General features: G+C 46.3%; 16 protein-coding genes. All 16 read left to right on the top strand.

Annotation, left to right across the window (positions count from 1 at the left end; all coding sequences use genetic code 11):
* The first annotated feature begins 57 nt into the window (after positions 1-57).
* The gene (locus V6668_RS18860; RefSeq protein WP_338706436.1) at positions 58-1356 is read left to right on the top strand and encodes a CCA tRNA nucleotidyltransferase; all 1299 of its coding nucleotides are present in this window, start codon (positions 58-60) and stop codon (positions 1354-1356) included.
* Entirely contained in the window at positions 1343-2320 is a 978-nt protein-coding gene (locus V6668_RS18855; RefSeq protein WP_036672005.1) for a biotin--[acetyl-CoA-carboxylase] ligase, read from the top strand. The genes V6668_RS18860 and V6668_RS18855 overlap by 14 nt, the downstream gene beginning before the upstream one ends.
* Positions 2321-2664: 344 nt before the next feature.
* Entirely contained in the window at positions 2665-3543 is an 879-nt protein-coding gene (panB, locus tag V6668_RS18850) for a 3-methyl-2-oxobutanoate hydroxymethyltransferase (RefSeq protein WP_338706435.1), read from the top strand.
* The gene (panC, locus tag V6668_RS18845; RefSeq protein WP_338706434.1) at positions 3540-4436 is read left to right on the top strand and encodes a pantoate--beta-alanine ligase; all 897 of its coding nucleotides are present in this window, start codon (positions 3540-3542) and stop codon (positions 4434-4436) included. The genes panB and panC overlap by 4 nt, the downstream gene beginning before the upstream one ends.
* Positions 4429-4812, top strand: coding sequence for an aspartate 1-decarboxylase (gene panD, locus V6668_RS18840; protein ID WP_017687742.1), 384 nt, complete (start codon positions 4429-4431; stop codon positions 4810-4812). The genes panC and panD overlap by 8 nt, the downstream gene beginning before the upstream one ends.
* Positions 4813-4929: 117 nt before the next feature.
* The gene (locus tag V6668_RS18835; RefSeq protein ID WP_313771433.1) at positions 4930-5553 is read left to right on the top strand and encodes a tetratricopeptide repeat protein; all 624 of its coding nucleotides are present in this window, start codon (positions 4930-4932) and stop codon (positions 5551-5553) included.
* A gap of 142 nt (positions 5554-5695) precedes the next feature.
* Positions 5696-8557 (top strand): ATP-dependent DNA helicase DinG, encoded by a 2862-nt coding sequence (dinG, locus tag V6668_RS18830; protein WP_338706433.1) that lies wholly within the window; start codon positions 5696-5698, stop codon positions 8555-8557.
* A 219-nt stretch (positions 8558-8776) separates the two neighbouring features.
* Positions 8777-9430, top strand: coding sequence for a redox-sensing transcriptional repressor Rex (locus V6668_RS18825; RefSeq protein WP_076250016.1), 654 nt, complete (start codon positions 8777-8779; stop codon positions 9428-9430).
* Entirely contained in the window at positions 9417-10724 is a 1308-nt protein-coding gene (locus V6668_RS18820) for an amidohydrolase (RefSeq protein ID WP_047843542.1), read from the top strand. Before V6668_RS18825 ends, V6668_RS18820 begins: the two co-directional genes overlap by 14 nt.
* A 37-nt stretch (positions 10725-10761) precedes the next feature.
* Positions 10762-11292: a DUF5590 domain-containing protein gene (locus tag V6668_RS18815; protein WP_047843541.1), complete on the top strand. Its 531-nt coding sequence runs from the start codon at positions 10762-10764 to the stop codon at positions 11290-11292.
* A 300-nt stretch (positions 11293-11592) separates the two neighbouring features.
* Positions 11593-12120 (top strand): hypothetical protein, encoded by a 528-nt coding sequence (locus V6668_RS18810; protein ID WP_036671991.1) that lies wholly within the window; start codon positions 11593-11595, stop codon positions 12118-12120.
* On the top strand, positions 12113-13615 hold the full coding sequence (locus tag V6668_RS18805; RefSeq protein WP_047843540.1) for an AAA family ATPase: 1503 nt from the start codon (positions 12113-12115) through the stop codon (positions 13613-13615). Before V6668_RS18810 ends, V6668_RS18805 begins: the two co-directional genes overlap by 8 nt.
* A 133-nt stretch (positions 13616-13748) precedes the next feature.
* Entirely contained in the window at positions 13749-14621 is an 873-nt protein-coding gene (locus V6668_RS18800; protein WP_017687750.1) for a 3-hydroxyacyl-CoA dehydrogenase family protein, read from the top strand.
* Positions 14618-15823: an acetate/propionate family kinase gene (locus V6668_RS18795; RefSeq protein ID WP_036671987.1), complete on the top strand. Its 1206-nt coding sequence runs from the start codon at positions 14618-14620 to the stop codon at positions 15821-15823. The genes V6668_RS18800 and V6668_RS18795 overlap by 4 nt, the downstream gene beginning before the upstream one ends.
* A 101-nt stretch (positions 15824-15924) precedes the next feature.
* Positions 15925-17220: an asparagine--tRNA ligase gene (gene asnS / locus V6668_RS18790; protein WP_017687752.1), complete on the top strand. Its 1296-nt coding sequence runs from the start codon at positions 15925-15927 to the stop codon at positions 17218-17220.
* Positions 17221-17240: 20 nt separating this feature from the next.
* Positions 17241-17945 carry a DnaD domain-containing protein gene (locus tag V6668_RS18785; protein WP_127549601.1) on the top strand — a complete coding sequence of 235 codons (705 nt, stop codon included), beginning with the start codon at positions 17241-17243 and terminating at the stop codon, positions 17943-17945.
* Positions 17946-18062: the final 117 nt, after the last annotated feature.

The following is an 18062-nucleotide window of genomic DNA, read 5'->3' as shown; positions in this document are numbered from 1 at the left end:
TCTTTGACGAAATCATACTGTGCATACCACAACAGGCAAGAGAAGAGGTGATATGTGGTGGTTCAATGGACACAGGTAGATCGTGAAATGGCAATGCAAAGTGAGAATGTACTCACAACATTAAACAAACATGGCTACAAGGCATATTGGGTAGGTGGTTGCGTTCGTGACGAATTGCTGGAACGTGTTGTGGATGATATGGATATCACGACATCTGCTTCTCCTGAGCAAGTCATGGAACTGTTTGACGATTGTATTCCTACAGGTTTACAACACGGTACGGTTACCGTTCGTTCAGGCGGTTATTACTTTGAAGTGACCACATTTCGAACAGAATCCGAATATCAGGATAATCGCAGACCTGCTGCGGTTCAATTTGTTCAGGATATCAAGGAAGACTTACAGCGGCGTGACTTCACGATGAACGCTCTGGCTATGGACGTCACTGGGACAATCGTTGACCCGTTCGGTGGACAGGCAGATATCAAGGAAGAGCGAGTCAGATGTGTGGGTTCTGCGATGGAACGATTTGGTGAAGATGCACTGCGGATGCTCCGCTGTGTCCGGTTTGCTTCCGTATTTGATTTCAAAATTGCCCACAACACGTGGAAGGGTCTTGTAAGGCAGAAAGACCTGCTTCAACATATAGCAATGGAACGGGTACGTACCGAGATGGTAAAAATGATGTCTGGACCGCATCCTTCAAGAGGGTTGGAGCTGTTATACAGAAGTGATTCCCTTGCGCATATCAAAGCGCCGGTAAGCTCGACCCGATTTAACAAGATGTTGTTATCCAATTTGGAACAATTGTCAGGTCAGCATGTGTTGCTTCGTTGGTCACTCATCCTGATTGCTGGCGGTTATAGCAAGGATGAAGCAGATGTATTATTACGTCAGTGGACATTTTCCAATGAACATCGTTCTCGTATAACAGGGGTCCTCCAGGTGGAACAGTTGATTCATACTTCCGTGCAGGAGCCGAAGGATACGGTCAGTCTCCGTTCCGATTGGATCGTTACTGTTCTGGCTTGTGGCGTTCAGGCGGCGGATGATTGGCTTCGAATACAGTCTGCACTGCCAGCAGAATGGCGGAATCAGTCCGAACCGGCAGAAATGCAGGTTGTATTAGTACAAGAGCTTGCAGCCGAATGGAGTCAATCGATTCCTGTGCATGACTTGAAAGAGTTGGATATTACAGGGGAACAAGTGTTACAAATGGTGCAGCGCAAAGGCGGGCCTTGGCTGGGGCAACTAATGAAACATTTGTTACGAGAAACGGCGATTGGAACGATAGCGAATCAGCATGAAGCACTAAGTGCAGAAGTGAAGCGGGTGGTTCAAGATGACCAAACATGAAGATCTGTTACATATGTTATTAAATGCAGAAGGACGATTCGTATCGGGTGAAGAGATCAGCCGTAATCTGTCCATCAGTCGGACCGCTGTGTGGAAACATGTGAACAAGTTACGAGACATGGGTTATGAGTTTGAAGCGGTATCCCGCAAAGGATACCGTCTGGTAACGAAGCCGGATAGCATTGACGCTACTGGGCTCCAATTGGCCCTGGATACAACCGTATTTGGCCGTAAGGCTGTTTTGTTGGCTTCGACCCTGTCTACGCAAGGGGATGTTCTCAAGCTAGCTGAGCAAGGGCAGGCAGAAGGCGCTGTGGTCATTGCGGAAGAACAAACAGGAGGAAGAGGACGTTTCGGTCGACAGTGGTTCTCTCCTCCGGGTAAAGGGATCTGGATGAGTGTCCTGTTACGCCCTGATCTACCACTTCAGCATACGCCGCAGCTAACTTTATTAACAGGAGTGGCTGTATGTCGTGCCGTTCGAGCTTGTTCAGGAGCTGATGCGGGCATCAAATGGCCAAATGATGTGTTGATTGACGGACGCAAGGTATGTGGCATATTGCTTGAATCTACGGTAGAAGATCATGAAGTCAGATACTGTATCGCAGGTATAGGCGTTGACGTGAACTTTGATCCCGAGGATTATCCGGAAGATCTGACCACAATCGCTACTTCGCTCAAGATGGAGACGGGTCAATCCGTTGATCGCACCAAACTAACGGCTGCCATTTTGACGGAGCTTGAACAGTTGTATTTTTTGTATCAAAAAGAAGGATTTGGCGTGATCTCAGCTCTATGGGAGGCCCTGTCCGTATCGATGAATCGAGAGATTACAGTGACGAATCCTCATGGTGTCATTGAAGGGAAGGCAATTGGTCTTGACCCTTCTGGTGCACTTATCGTGGAGAAGCACGATGGAGAACATACACTAATCATCTCTGGTGAGATTTCCTGGAAATCATAAACAATTTGTCGAATTTTCACTGGTAAAATGAACATAAGACGTGAAGTTTGAGCAGAACTTTGGTATACTGTGTTCGTGAGGCGATATCGGCTAATGTAGACCGAATTGCACTCTCGTAACAGTAACCTTTGTTCTGCTTTGATGTGTTTTATATAAGCAGACCGCAGTGTAAGAATGAAATACGTTTAAGTGAGTTGTTGGATTCTGCTCTGAGCCGAAGAGGACCGAGACAGAAGGGACGATCGCAAGTGACTCTTTTTTGACTTTTCGGGACTTTTTAGTGGAAAACTAAAAGGTTTTTTTGTTGCGTTTATTTGAAAAGAAGAAAGGAGCCATGAAAAAAAATGGCGAACAAACAAGCGTTGAATATTGTGAAAATGAAAAAATATAAGCAGGATGGCGTGCCGCTTACCATGATCACGGCTTACGATTATCCAACAGCGCTCCTAGCAGAGGAAGCAGGTATTGATCTGATCCTGGTTGGTGATTCACTCGGCAATGTAGTACTGGGTTATAATTCGACGCTTCCGGTGACCATCGACGACATGGTATACCACACACGTTCCGTAGTGCGCGGTGCTGAGAAGACATTTATTGTGGCTGATATGCCTTTTATGACGTATCATGGCAGCGTGGATGAGACGCTTAAGGGTGTCCGTCGACTGATGCAAGAGGGGCATGCCCATGCGGTTAAAATGGAAGGCGGAGTCGAGATAGCGGACACCGTCAGAGCAGTTGTGCAAGCAGGCGTGCCTGTTCTTGGACATATCGGACTGACACCTCAATCGGTTAATCAGATTGGTGGTTACCGCATTCAGGGCAAGGATGCAGCGGATGCGAAACGTCTGATGGACGAAGCCAAAGCCTTGGAAGCTGCAGGTGCGTTTGGTATTGTGCTTGAACTGGTTACGGAAGAAGTTGCACGGGCGATCTCGGAGGAACTGTCCATCCCTACCATCGGAATTGGAGCAGGACGAGGCTGTGATGGTCAGGTACTGGTATTCCACGATGTGGTTCAATACGCCTCTCCGTATACGCCCAAACGATTTGTCAAAACCTATGGAGATGTGGGTACATTAATCAAAACCAGCATCGAAGCTTACGTGAAAGAAGTGAAAGATCGTTCGTTCCCGGCCGAAGAGCATGTATTCAATGCGGCGGATGGTGTTCTGGATCAACTGTACGGCGGACAACGCAAGGAAAAGGTGGGGAGTAACTCATGAAAGTATTACGGACAATCGCAGAGTTAAGACAGGAACTAAGTTTGAAGCGTCAAGCGATTCGGTCCAGTGCGTCTGTTGTAGGTCTTGTACCAACAATGGGTTATCTTCATCAAGGTCATGCAAGCTTGATGCAGGCAGCCAGACAACAGAGCGATATCGTGGTATTAAGCATATTTGTTAATCCAATTCAATTTGGCCCTAATGAAGATTTTGACAGTTATCCGCGGGATGAAGCCAGAGATGTGGAAACAGCACGCTCACAAGGAGTGGATATCGTATTTATTCCCTCTGTTGAAGAGATGTATCCACAGGCAACGCAAACGACGATATCTGTCTCAAAACTGACGGAGCGCTTATGTGGCGCTTCACGTCCAGGACATTTTGACGGAGTAACAACTGTAGTCTCCAAGCTCTTCAACATCGTACAGCCACAGCGTGCATTTTTTGGAATGAAAGACGCTCAGCAGGTTGCGGTCATTCAACAGATGGTGAATGATTTGAATATGCCTGTAGAAATTGTACCCTGTCCAATTGTTCGCGAAGAGGATGGTCTTGCTCTCAGTTCACGTAATGTCTATCTTAGCGCAGAACAGCGTACACAGGCCTTGGTTCTGTCGAAGGCACTGCGTGCAGCTCAGGAAGCCGCAGATACAGGTGTAGCTACTACAGCCGCAGATATCCGTCGTATTCTGCGTGAGCACATTGCAACCTCACCGCTTGCCGTTATCGACTACGCCGAGATTCAGGCTTTTCCAAGTCTGGAGCCGCTCACAGATCAGGAAGAAGTTCAAGGCCGTGACGATCTGCTCATCGCACTTGCGGTGAAATTCGGAAAAACAAGATTGATTGACAATATAAGGTTGCAAAAATCGGAGGTACTGTCCCATGTTTAGAACACTCATGAAATCCAAAATTCACCGGGCTACGGTAACGGAAGCCAACTTGAACTATGTGGGTAGTATTACCATAGATGAAGACTTGATGGAAACATCCGACTTGATGGAAAACGAGAAAGTGCAAATTGTGAACAACAACAATGGTGCACGTCTGGAAACATATGTGATTCCAGGACCACGCGGAAGCGGGGTCATATGTCTTAACGGCGCAGCTGCACGTCTGGTACAGCCTGGAGATAACGTCATTATCATTTCTTACGCCATGATGTCGCAAGAAGAGGCAAATACTCACAAACCAACCGTTGTATTTGTAGATGGGCAGAATAAACCTGTACAAACGATGAAACAGGAAGTCCACGCAACAATTATGTAATCGACTGGTAAGGAGAATGAAATCGGCCCTTGAAGCAAAAAATGAGTACAGGTCACTGCACTAATCCATTTTTTCAAGGGTGGGGATGCATCGATGTTCCAGCATGTTTTCGCAGAAATGAACGACATGTTAGATGAAATTATCAAGAGCTATCCTTCCGCTGAAGGCCTGAACAAACAAGAATTGCTGCAAAAGTGGAACTTGCTTAAGCGGATGAGTGACGGAATGCTGGATGAATGGCTGATGTTTGAAGAAAAGATGAGCCAGGTGAGAGAGCGGGAGATGGATAAGCCTGCTTCCCTTGAACCGGAACAGGAAGCTGTTACCGCTCTGCCTGAACTCCATCTGGAATGTTTCAGTCGAGGTCAGGGTTATTTCAAATTACAGATGTATCCGCAGGCGATCATGCAGTTCTCCCGGGTTGTGACCGACCATCCGGAGAGTGCATTGACTCGTTTTTACCTGGCGCTCGCGTATCTGAATCTGGAACAAATGGCGGAAGCCGGGACACATTTGCAGCAGATCATGTACCTTAAGGGTTCACCTCGCTTGAAAGGGCTTGTATGTAACGCCCTGGGCTGTATTCAAGCCAAGCTTGCGAATCCCGAAGCTGCATGTTCACTCTTTGCACAGGCCCTTCAGTATGACCCGACATTGACCGAACCACTGTACAACATGGAAGCTTGCAGGTTGAACAGGGGAAAATTGCAATATGCTAATCAGCTGACGACCCTTCATTAAGCGGGAATTCGGCGACAAAAAAACGGTGTTCCCTCCTTTGGCATAGCGGCGGGGACACCGCTTTTTTGTTAGTTAATTTTCAAATCCCCTTTTTTTTGCTATGCTGTAACATAGACTGGAATGGAAGGGACCGTACATTGCAATGAAATTTGCCGTATTGGATTTCGAAACAACCGGCACGCAGTCCGACGGTGAGATTATACAGGCCGGACTTGCCATCATAGATCATGACTACAGCATAACTCAAATATATAGTTCTTATGTGAACCCTGGTGTACCGATTCCCCCGTTTATTTCGGGGTTAACGGGTATTACCAATGAAGATGTGGCGGACGCTCCTTCACTCGAAGAGATGATGATGGAGATGGTTCCGCTGCTTAATGATGTGGTGCTTGTTGGACACAACGTCGCTTTTGATTTTCACTTTTTGCAGAATGCTCTTGACCGTTGCGGTTATTTGCCGTTCACTGGCCGCATTCTGGACACAATTGATTTTCTGAAGATCACATTCCCATCACTGGGTTCATATCAACTCGGTTATGTGTCTTCCGAATTCGGATTTCAACATGATCGCCCTCACCAGGCAGACAGTGATGCACTGGCGACAGCCTATGTGCTACTCAAGTGTCTGGATGAGTTAAAGGAATTACCGCTCATAACGATTCAGCGCCTCAGTGACCTGTTTGCACCAGAAGACAGTGACTTGGGTTGGTTTTTGGACGGAATGCGCAGTGAGAAGGAAGCAGAGCCGATTCAGGACCTGGACGGACATACCTATTATCGTCAGCTTGCTCTTAATGTAAGTGATTGGACCGATATTGGTGCACCACGCGATGAGCGGGAGGCTAACCCCCTCGATGGTGTAAGCTTCGAACAGTTTATGGACCAGGTTCGGGAGAATCTGAAGGATACACTGGATCATTACGAAGAGCGTGAAGCGCAGACTCAGATGTTCAGCAGTGTAAGGCAAGCCCTGGATGAAGAGAAACATCTCTTGATCGAAGCTGGAACGGGTACCGGTAAATCTCTAGGGTATCTGTTGCCTGCTATTTACGAAAGTGTGAAGCAAGAACAGAAAGTTATGGTTAGCACGCATACGATCAATCTGCAGGAGCAATTGAGAGAGCGGGACATTCCGATGCTGACTCAAGTGGTTCCGTTCCCGTTTAAGGCTGCTGTATTCAAAGGACGTGGACATTACCTGTGCCTGCGCAAATTTGAACACAAAATCAATAAACGTGAATTCGCCACACCGAAAGAGGATTATTTCACAGCTGCTCAGATGATCGTCTGGCTTACGCAGACCGAAACCGGAGATGATGAGGAACTTAACCTTAGCGGACGCGGAGGGGACTTCTGGGAGACCGTACAGAGCGAATCCGAATCATGTCTGGGAAGATCCTGTCCATGGTTCCGTAAATGCTTCTACCATCGTGCCAAACATGAAGCAGGGTTGTCTGATATCGTAATCACCAATCACTCCAAATTATTTACGGATGTGAAAGCCGCGCATCAGCTGCTGCCAGCCTATGAGAGTCTTGTGATCGATGAGGCACATCATCTGGAGGATGTCGCTGGTAAACATCTTGGAATGCATATGAAATATTTCACCTTGGTTCATACACTGACCCGCCTATTTAAAGACAGTCGTAATGGACAGTTGCCTATGCTTCGTTCGCAGTTATCCGGGCATGAAAATTCGGTGCAATGGGGCTCCATGGTGGATCAGATGTTCCCGCTCGCTCTTGAAGTTAAGGAGCTGTGGGATCGTATGAGCGATGCCTTGTTTGGTCTGTTGCCTGAACGAAGTGATGCTTCACCGGGAGAGACGGGGCAATTTTCACTGCGTCTGAAAGCATCTCAGAAACCTGCAAAATGGCAGGAGTTGCAGGATCTGGAGAACCAGATCTATGTGACTCTGGGTGATTTGGTTCGCAAAGGGGACAAATTGCTGCTTGAAGTGAAAGAGGATCAGGATGATTATCAATCGGATAGTCTGATCACGGACATTACAGGACTGCTGAAAGATCTGACCACATTGAAGGAGAATCTACGTTTCTTCATGCGTATGGATGATGCCAAAACGGTGTACTGGATGGAAGCCAGCGGCCAATTCCGCAGCAAATCTCTCCAGCTGTATGCCGTACCTGTAGATGTGAGTGCACAACTTAAGGATTTATTTTTTGATAAAAAGAAAAGTGTTGTGCTTACATCGGCTACGCTTTCGGTAGATAAGTCATTCCAGTTCATGATTGAACAGCTTGGCTTGCAGGAAGCGGCCGAGAACAATCGGCTGTTAACGTCGATGTTGCCATCACCTTTCAACTATCGCGATCAGTCACTTCTGGTGATTCCGCGTGATTTCCCGAGTGTGAAGGGAAGTGTGGGTGATGCGCACTTTGTTAATATGCTGGTGCAATCACTTGCAGAGACGGCAATTGCTACGCGTGGACGCATGATGGTTCTGTTTACTTCATACAAGATGCTGCGACAGGTCTATGATCCGCTGAAGGAGGCACTGTCTGGCAACGACATCTCGTTGCTTGGGCAAGGCGTTGACAGTGGAAGTCGTTCCAAATTGACTCGCAGGTTTCAAGATGCCAAAGCAACGGTACTTCTGGGCACAAGCAGCTTCTGGGAGGGTGTAGATATCCCGGGAGAGGCCCTAACCTGTCTCGCTATTGTTCGACTGCCTTTCCAGCCACCGAATCATCCGTTGGTGGAAGCCAAGAGTGAGTTGCTTCAGGAACAGAAGAAAAATCCGTTCATGAAACTGTCCGTGCCACAAGCGGTCATCCGTTTCAAACAGGGATTTGGCCGATTGGTGCGTACAGCAAAGGACAGAGGAATTGTCATTGTTTATGATACACGGGTGATTGAAGCGTATTATGGTAAATTCTTTTTGTATTCATTACCTGGTCCCAAAATGGAGCATATGCTCACGGAGCAGATGGTTCCACGAATCACCGAGTGGTTGGAAAAACCTGCTAATGAACAAAAATAATGGTTGTTTTGTTCGTTATATCATTGCATGACACTATCGTTTGGCGTTAAACTTTATTAGATATTTCCGTATCCGATTAAAGCAGTTGCACGTAAGAACTTATAACCCAAATTACAAGGAGCATTCTGTATAAAATGTCACGTTTATCTTTGAGTTTTATACAGAATGCTCATCTTTTCATCTATTATTTTATCGTGGCCTTGGTAAGGGGGAGCAAGAATGAAATCGGATAAAATTTCGGAAGCGGTGGTACGACGTCTGCCTGTATACTTGCGTTATTTGAACGAGTTGCATCAGCGTGAGGTGGCTACTGTTTCTTCTCAAGAGCTTGGACAGAGGCTGGATCTGAATCCGGCCCAAATTCGTAAAGACCTGGCTTACTTCGGTGATTTTGGTCGTAAAGGGATCGGGTATGATGTATCCTATCTGATCGAGAAAATTCGTCACATTCTCAAAATCGATCAGCAAATTAATGTAGCTCTGGTAGGAGCGGGTAACCTCGGTCAAGCCTTGTCCAACTACAACGCATATCTGAAAGACAACATGAAGATTGTTGCTGTATTTGATGCATATGGACCGAAGATAGGTAGTCAAATCAACAGTTTGACGGTAAAACCAATGGATGAATTGACGGAAGCGGTTAAAATGGAAAACATTCGCATCGGAATTATCACGGTTCCGGATACGGAAGCCCAAAATGTAGCCGATCAGCTTATTGAATCAGGAATTGAAGCGATCCTTAATTTTGCACCAACCATTCTAAAAACACCGCCGCATATCCGCATTCACCATGCTGACTTTACAACAGATCTGCTTAGTTTGGCCTATTACTTGGATACTGGAAAGGACGACGAGGAAGATGACAACAAATAGATGGGTAATTCACAATGGCAAATTTGCTGTTAATGAAGGCGGCACAACATGGAACGTGGTCCACGGATACATGGTTGTTGAGAATGACAAGATTGTGCATATTGGTGAGACATTGCCGGATGAAGACAAAAATTGTACCAAAGTGGATGGAAAAGGACTGTTCTTCCTGCCGGGTCTGATCAATACGCATGGTCATGCAGCGATGTCGTTGCTCAGAGGGCACGGAGACGATCTTGCATTGCAAGTATGGTTGCAGGAAAAAATGTGGCCGATGGAAGCGAAAATGACTTCAGAAGACGTATATTGGGGAACTTCGCTATCGGTGCTTGAAATGTTGAAAGGCGGAACTACAGCTTTCCTGGACATGTACGATCACATGGATCAAGTTGCCAAAGTTGTGGAGCAATCCGGCGTTAGAGCAGCACTGGCACGTGGTGTAATCGGGTTGTGCTCGGAGGAAGAACAATTGCGGAAGCTGGAGGAGTCGGCTGCGTTTGCGCGTGAGTGGAATGGACAGGCAGATGGTCGCATTACAACCGTAATCTCGCCACATGCACCATATACATGCCCTCCTGACTACATAGAGAAGCTTGTGCAGGTCGCGAACGACCTAAACCTTCCCCTTCATACACATATGTCGGAAACGCTTCGTGAAGTCGAGCAGAACGTGGCTGATTATGGACTGCGTCCTGTGGCACATCTGGAGAAACTGGGCTTTTTCTCTCGTCCATCCCTGGTTGCACATGCGGTGCATCTGAATGATGAAGAGATTGAGATTCTGGCCCGTCATGATGTGGCTGTATCCCATAACCCGGGAAGTAACCTGAAACTCGCTTCCGGTGTTGCGCGGGTACCTGCGTTGCTGAAAGCAGGAGTTACCGTGTCACTCGGAACAGACGGACCGGCAAGCAACAACAACCTGGATATGTTCGAGGAAATGAGACTGGCTGCATTGATCCACAAAGGTGTATCTGGTGACCCGACGGCAGTGCCAGCAGGCGAAGCGTTATTACTCGGAACGTCATACGGTGCCAAATCCATCTTCTTGAATAATACCGGAGCACTTCAGGTTGGCATGAAGGCTGATTTTATCGCCCTTAACATTGAACAGGCACATTTCTATCCACATACAGACCTGATCTCACATACGATCTACTCGGCTTCTGCCAAAGATGTTGAACACGTATGGGTGGATGGAAAACAAGTAGTGAAACATGGCGAATGTCTGACGCTGGATGAAGAACGCATTTTGCGTGAGTCTCAATTGGCATTTGATGGTCTGCTTGCTCGTTAATTGCAGGACAGCATCATAGGGAAAGGAAGTTCGGCTTTTGAAGAAAAAAAAGAAGTGGATATGGATTTCGCTGCTTGCACTGGTTCTGATTCTGTTTGGACTTCAGCGTTATTACGTTCATGTCACGCAGGACCAACGCAAGGAAGAAGCGCTCGCCATACAAGCAGCACAGGAGCAACTGGGCATTACATCCTATGATGAATTGCGTAAGTACATCTGGGGAGACAAAGAAGGCTCTGACAACATCTACTGGACCCTGATCGGCAAAAACAAGGATAACCAGGATGTTATGGTCTGGGTTAAGTTCGACGCAAACAATCAACCGGTTAAGGGTGCAAACGCTGTACACAGTGAGCTGCTGCAGAATGGCATGTCCGAAGCGCAGATACGCAATCGCTTCAGTTCTGAAGTTCCTGCCGGTGAGATTAAACGAATCATGCCCGGAGTTGTGAATGGAATATATGTGTGGCAAGTGTATTATAAAGACGGTACGCATAACCACTATCGCTTTTATCGTTTTAGCAACGGAGAACAGGTGGACCTGGTCTATACACTCCCGAACAGCTAGAACAAATAGAGCGACATAACTAGAGAATTAAAGAAATGAAAGAACCGGCAGACGGATATCCGACTGAACCGGTTCTTTGTGTTGTCTGTAAACATTTTTGATTTAAATAGTTAAAATTAATAATTTATTCATATTTTCGCCTTCGAAATTGTATATACGATGTGATATACTCAGATATGTACTCAAAGTTATATTCAAAACAAATAATCCTGTCGAAATTCTCGCAGGAGTCAATGTGCACATATTCGTATATACCAATAAGCCAGTAGGTTGGGCCAAAATCTGGGAGGGGTAATTCACTTGAAGCTAAAAGTATTGCCTATTGCTATAACTGCCGTCATTTCAGCCGTTGTGTTGTTTGGAGGTTGGTTTGTATATCGTCAGGTGGCTGTGCAGAATCCGATTGAAAAAATGGTAACCCAGTACGATGGAGTCAATGACGTTCAATTAACTATTAACCGCAATGACGTACAATTGAAACTTGATCTGCAACCTGATGTTGATTTGGGCAGACTGGTACAATATATTCACAAAGAAGGACAGACCCTGATTGGAACACGCTCACTAAAGTTGGATGTTGTGGATCATTCCAGTGAAGCACTGGAAAGTTGGTGGGGTGATGCGATGTTCACCGTAGCTCAGGCGATGGAGAACAAGCAATACACCGAGATTACACCAACGTTGTCAAAGATGGCGACGAATGGAATTAAGGTAAATACAGCGATGGATGACAACAATGTATATGTCAGTCTCAGAGACGGAGATGCCAGCAAGTTTATTATTCTGCCGCGTGTGCCCGGTCAGATAGGAGTGTGGCCTAATGCCTAAGTGGACAAAAGAAGTTGCCATCGGATTTTTTCCCGTATTGATTATTTTCCTTGCTTTTACTGGTGTTAATATTGTTCCGATCCTGATTGCAGCAGTGCTTGTCGGAGCTTTGCTGTTCATGATGCAAATGCGTGGCGGGATTACAGTAGGCGCTGCACAGGAACGTAAACGGAAGAAAAAAGGACCTTCCAAGCTTACTTTTGAAGAAATTGGTGGACAGGACAGTGCTAAGCAGGAATTGCGTGAAGCGCTTGACTTTCTCATCAAACATGAAGAAATCCGGAAGTTCGGGATTCGCCCGTTAAAAGGGATCTTGCTGACGGGCCCTCCAGGGACAGGGAAAACGTTGATGGCCAAGGCTGCTGCCCATTACACCGATTCTATTTTTGTAGCAGCATCGGGTAGTGAGTTCGTGGAAATGTATGTTGGTGTGGGTGCCAGCAGAATTCGGGATTTGTTCAAGGACGCGAGAACTCGTGCCACCAAGGAAAATAAGGAAAACGCTATTATCTTTATCGATGAAATCGATGTCATCGGGGGGAAACGTGAGGGTGGTCAACAGCGTGAATATGATCAGACCCTGAATCAGCTCCTGACGGAAATGGATGGAATCTATTCTTCCGATACGCCAAGAATTCTGGTTATCGCTGCAACAAACCGCAAAGAGATGCTGGATAGCGCCCTGACGCGACCGGGACGTTTTGACCGCCACATTCAAGTGGACTTGCCTGACAAAAAGGGCAGAAAGCATATTCTGGAACTGCATGCGGTGAACAAACCTCTGTTGAAGGAAGTTAATCTGGAGAAAACAGCGGAAGAATCATATGGTTTCTCCGGTGCACAGCTCGAAAGTGTGATGAACGAAGCAGCAATATACGCCATGAGAGACGGGCTGTTAAACATCGAACAGCGGCATTTATCCCTGGCTATTGATAAAGTCATGATGGGTGAGAAGACAGACCGTGAGTCGAGCGTGGAAGAGAAGAAAAGGGTCGCCATTCATGAGTTGGGACATGCCATTATGGCTGAACTCGTTCGTCCAGGCAGTGTTAGCCAGGTGGCACTTAGTCCGCGTGGTCAGGCGCTGGGATATGTACGTCATAACCCGCAACAGGAACAGTTCCTCTATACGAAGCGCTTTCTGGAAGAGCAGATCATGATTGCACTCGGAGGAGCAGCTGCGGAGGAAATGTACTACGGTGGTCGTTCCACAGGTTCACGCAATGACTTTGATCAGGCCACCAATGTTGTACAGACGATGATGGCTTCGGGGTTGACTTCACTTGGTATTGTGAACATGGATATGGTCACAACCGAGGAACTGATGCGAGAGAATAAATTAATTCTGCAAGAACTGATGGAACAGACAAAGCGGTTACTTGAAGAACAACGGACAATTTTCGACAATTCACTCGACATCTTGATTCGTGAGGAAGTTTTGTCTGGCGAGCAATTTCGTTGTCAATTTCGTGACAGTGCCCTTCTACCAGCATAATTTATTTATGCTGGTTATTTTTTTTTACATTTCACTCGTGCTAAGATATTATTATATGTTGGGTCGAAATTTGTAATTTTCGGCGAACAGGGTACAATAGAGAAATAGAGAACCGAAAGGATGGAGCAGAACCATGTTTTTCAAAAAAATAGGAGTTGTCGGCGGCGGTACGATGGGGCAAGGTATTTCCCAGATGCTCGCAGCCAAAGGACTTGATGTGCTTCTCGTGGAGCATACAACACAAAAGCTGGATCATGCATATGACATGATCGAAACCAATCTGGATAAACAACTGGAGAAATGGGCGATTACAAAAGCGGAGAAGAAGTTGATTCTTTCCCGCATTACCAAGGTAGCTCATTTAGCTGAACTTGGAACTTGCGACATGGTCATTGAGACGATTTCAGAAGATCTGGATGCGAAAAAAGCAGTATTCAGCCAACTGGACCAAGTTTGTCCAAGCAATGTCATTCTGGCAAGTAATACATCCACGCTGAGTTTGACCGAGCTTGCAAGCTCGACCAAATACCCAGAGCGTGTTATTGGTATGCACTTTATTCACCCGGTATCCCGGGTTGATCTTGTAGAGATTATTCGTGGACTTAAAACTTCGGATACAACTTTCGAAGAGACCAGACGTTTTGTTGAAGAAGTAGCGGACAAAAAAGGAGTCATGATCTATGAATCACCTGGATTCGTAACTTCCCGCTTGATCTGTCTGCTGATTAACGAAGCGTTGCATGTATTGCAAGAAGGTGTTGCATCTGCTGAAGATATCGATGATGCAATGCGTATCGGATATAACTTCCAGCATGGACCACTCGAAATGGCTGACCGTTTCGGATTGGATTCTGTTGAAGCTGCACTCGAAAGAATGTTCCGTGAATTCGGAGAATTGAAATATCGTCCTTCTACAGTCCTGAAGAAAATGGTGCGTGCAGGACACCTGGGTGCCAAAACAGGCGAAGGATTCTTCAAGTACGACAAGGATGGTGACCGACTGTGAAAGTACTCGTAATTAATGCGGGGAGTTCCTCGCTCAAATATCAACTGTATAATATGACTGACGAATCTGTACTGGCTAAAGGTTTGGTAGAACGGATCGGAATGGATTCCTCCATTCTGACACATAAACCGACAGGCCGTGAGGATGTTACAGAAGTTAGTGAGATTCTGGAGCATACAACAGCGATCCGTAAAGTCATTGATATTTTGACTCACAAAGAAAATGGTGTACTGGATTCTGTAAGTGAAATTCAAGCTGTTGGACACCGTGTTGTTCACGGTGGTGAAGCATTTAAAGAATCTGCATTGGTAGATGATGCTGCCAAAGCTGAAATTCGTCGTTTGTTCGACTTGGCTCCACTTCATAACCCTGCAGCAATGATGGGTATTCGTGCGGCTGAATTAAATATGCCTGGTGTGCCACAGGTAATGGTCTTTGATACGGCGTTCCATCAAACGATGCCGGAAAAAGCATATCTGTATGCTATTCCGCGTGTACTTTACAAAAAATATAAAGTACGTCGCTACGGCGCACATGGTACATCCCATGATTTCGTAAGCAAGGCAGCTGCTGAATATCTGGATCGTCCAGTGGAAGATCTGAAAATTATCACTTGTCACGTCGGTAACGGCGGTAGTGTAACAGCAGTTAAAGGTGGCGTATCCGTTGATACTTCGATGGGTATGACTCCGCTTGAAGGACTGATGATGGGAACGCGTTCTGGTGACCTTGACCCAGCCATCGTACCTTATGTAATGAACAAGGAAGAACTGAGCGTAAGCGAAGTGAACTCCATGTTAAACAAACACAGTGGATTGCTTGCGATCTCCGGAATCAGCAGTGACATGCGTGAGATTACGGAAGGTATGGAGAATGGTGATGCCAACTCCACGCTTGCTTTTGAAATGTACGAATATCGTCTGCGTAAATACATCGGCTCATATGCAGCTGCAATGAACGGTGTAGACGTGATCGTCTTTACGGCTGGTGTAGGTGAGAACTCCGTTGTACTTCGCCAAAAAGTATGTGAGCAACTCACTTATCTGGGTGTTGAACTGGATGAAGCGTTGAATGCCATTCGTTCCGGCGAACCACGTCGGATCACAACAGCGAATTCCAAAGTGGAAGTTCTCGTTGTGCCAACAAACGAAGAATTGGTAATTGCACGTGATACACACCGAATCGTATTGAATTCTCAGTAATCTAACTGTAAAGTAAATATAGAATGACAAGGAAGTGCAGAGGACAGGCATATGCCTGCCCGCTGCATTTTCAAATTCAGGAACCAAGGGGAGATATGGGCATGAATACGAATTGTGTAATTCGTAATGTGAACGAGCATGTGGGCGAAACCGTAACAATCGGTGCCTGGATTAACAACAAACGTTCCAGCGGTAAAATTCAGTTTTTGCAGCTACGTGATGGAACCGGATATATCCAAGGGGTTGTTGTGAAAAGTGAAGTTAGTGAAGAGATCTGGAACAATGCCAAGAGCCTGACACAAGAAAGCTCTTTGTATGTTACAGGTATTATTCGTGAAGAACCTCGCAGTGCGTCCGGTTACGAGATGACTGTTACAGGGGTTGAGATCATTCACCTGACTGAAAACTATCCAATTACGCCTAAAGAGCATGGTGTTGATTTCTTGATGGACCATCGTCATCTGTGGCTTCGTTCTACGAAGCAACGTGCTGTTATGGTGATTCGTGCAGAGATTATTCGCGCTGTTCAGCAGTTCTTTGATGGTAACGGATTCACACAAGTTGATCCTCCGATTTTGACACCATCGTCTGCGGAAGGTACAACGAACCTGTTCCACATCAAATACTTTGATGAAGATGCTTATCTGACACAAAGTGGTCAATTGTATATGGAAGCCGCAGCCATGGCTCTGGGCAAAGTATATTCATTTGGTCCAACATTCCGCGCAGAGAAGTCCAAAACACGTCGTCACTTGATTGAGTTCTGGATGATTGAGCCGGAAATGGCGTTTGTAGATCACGAGGAAAGTCTGCGCGTGCAAGAGAAATTTATCGCTCATGTCGTTCAGTCCGTGGTGAAAAACTGCCGTGCAGAACTGGAATCTATCGGTCGTGACGTATCCAAACTTGAAGGCATCGTAGCTCCATTCCCGCGTATTACGTATGATGAAGCGATTGAATTCCTGCATGGACAAGGCTTTGATATTCCTTGGGGAGAAGACTTTGGTGCACCGCACGAAACAGCAATTGCTGAGAAGTACAATACACCGGTCTTTATTACGCATTACCCTGCTGGAATCAAGGCATTCTATATGAAACCAGATCCGAATCGTCCAGAAGTTGTTCTCTGTGCTGATATGATTGCACCAGAAGGCTACGGAGAGATTATTGGCGGTTCGCAGCGTATCGATGATCCGGAATTGATGCAACAACGTTTTGAGGAGCACAATCTCTCGGATGAAGCTTACCAATGGTATCTGGATTTGCGTAAATACGGATCGGTTCCTCACTCCGGTTTCGGTCTGGGATTGGAGCGGACGGTAGCATGGATCTGTGGATTGGATCATGTACGTGAAACAATCGCATTCCCACGTATGCTCTATCGTCTGTACCCTTAATGCTTAACCGAGGAGCGTCTATGGAAGACACCACTTCCAAAGCTTGGTTGGATGGAGCAGCTTATGGCATGACTTCGGGTACAGCCCATCTGCCGTATGCCTTGTTACGTTTTTATCACCAGCTTGGCCTATCAGATGCAGAAGTACTTCTTCTGATTCAACTGCTAGGATTCCGTCAGGCAGAGTTCAATGAGTTTCCCACGCTTGAAGAGCTTGCGGCGCGCATGGGACTTGCACCAGAAGGCATTGCCAGAATGTTGCAACGTCTGATGAGGGATGGGTATATTGCTATTGACGAGCACCGTGACGAAGAACGGGACATCCAGTACGAGCGATATGATTTACATGGATTATATGCCAAGCTTGCAGCGTGCACTGCTGAAGAAGTAGCCGCATTCCGTGCGGAGCAGCAGAGTATCAATACAGCACGTCAAGATTCGAACAGTGTTCAAAAAGAAGAGGAAGAACGGAACATGTTCTCCATCTTTGAAAAAGAATTTGGACGTCCGCTCTCTCCAATGGAGTGTGAGACGATATCCGGCTGGTTGGATCAGGACCGTTATCAAGAGGAATTGATTCTAATGGCTCTGAAGGAAGCGGTTTTTGCAGGCAAAGTACATTTCCGGTATATCGATCGAATCCTGCTTGAGTGGAGTCGCAATCGTGTCAAGACCGTTCAAGACGCGAAGGCGTACACGCAGCGGTTTCGTAATGGTGGACGTTAATTCCAGCGTAGGCAGGGACAAGAAACAGGCCAGAAGTCATTCTGTGCCTGTTTTTTTTGGATTAAAGATTGGATGAGTGATCAGCAACATCAACCTTTCAGGCAATGATTTCATTTT

The sequence above is a fragment of the Paenibacillus amylolyticus genome (genome assembly GCF_036894225.1).
Classification (GTDB): domain Bacteria; phylum Bacillota; class Bacilli; order Paenibacillales; family Paenibacillaceae; genus Paenibacillus; species Paenibacillus amylolyticus.
The sequence above is the reverse complement of the archived record's forward strand: the minus strand, read 5'-3'. Positions and strand labels throughout refer to the sequence as shown.

Bases quoted from the DNA above. Each gene is read 5' to 3' on its own strand.
- V6668_RS18855 (WP_036672005.1), top strand. From the start codon at position 1,343: ATGACCAAACATGAAGATCTGTTACATATGTTATTAAATGCAGAAGGA.
- panB (WP_338706435.1), top strand. From the start codon at position 2,665: ATGGCGAACAAACAAGCGTTGAATATTGTGAAAATGAAAAAATATAAG.
- panC (WP_338706434.1), top strand. From the start codon at position 3,540: ATGAAAGTATTACGGACAATCGCAGAGTTAAGACAGGAACTAAGTTTG.
- panD (WP_017687742.1), top strand. From the start codon at position 4,429: ATGTTTAGAACACTCATGAAATCCAAAATTCACCGGGCTACGGTAACG.
- V6668_RS18835 (WP_313771433.1), top strand. From the start codon at position 4,930: ATGAACGACATGTTAGATGAAATTATCAAGAGCTATCCTTCCGCTGAA.
- dinG (WP_338706433.1), top strand. From the start codon at position 5,696: ATGAAATTTGCCGTATTGGATTTCGAAACAACCGGCACGCAGTCCGAC.
- V6668_RS18825 (WP_076250016.1), top strand. From the start codon at position 8,777: ATGAAATCGGATAAAATTTCGGAAGCGGTGGTACGACGTCTGCCTGTA.
- V6668_RS18820 (WP_047843542.1), top strand. From the start codon at position 9,417: ATGACAACAAATAGATGGGTAATTCACAATGGCAAATTTGCTGTTAAT.
- V6668_RS18805 (WP_047843540.1), top strand. From the start codon at position 12,113: ATGCCTAAGTGGACAAAAGAAGTTGCCATCGGATTTTTTCCCGTATTG.
- V6668_RS18800 (WP_017687750.1), top strand. From the start codon at position 13,749: ATGTTTTTCAAAAAAATAGGAGTTGTCGGCGGCGGTACGATGGGGCAA.
- asnS (WP_017687752.1), top strand. From the start codon at position 15,925: ATGAATACGAATTGTGTAATTCGTAATGTGAACGAGCATGTGGGCGAA.
- V6668_RS18785 (WP_127549601.1), top strand. From the start codon at position 17,241: ATGGAAGACACCACTTCCAAAGCTTGGTTGGATGGAGCAGCTTATGGC.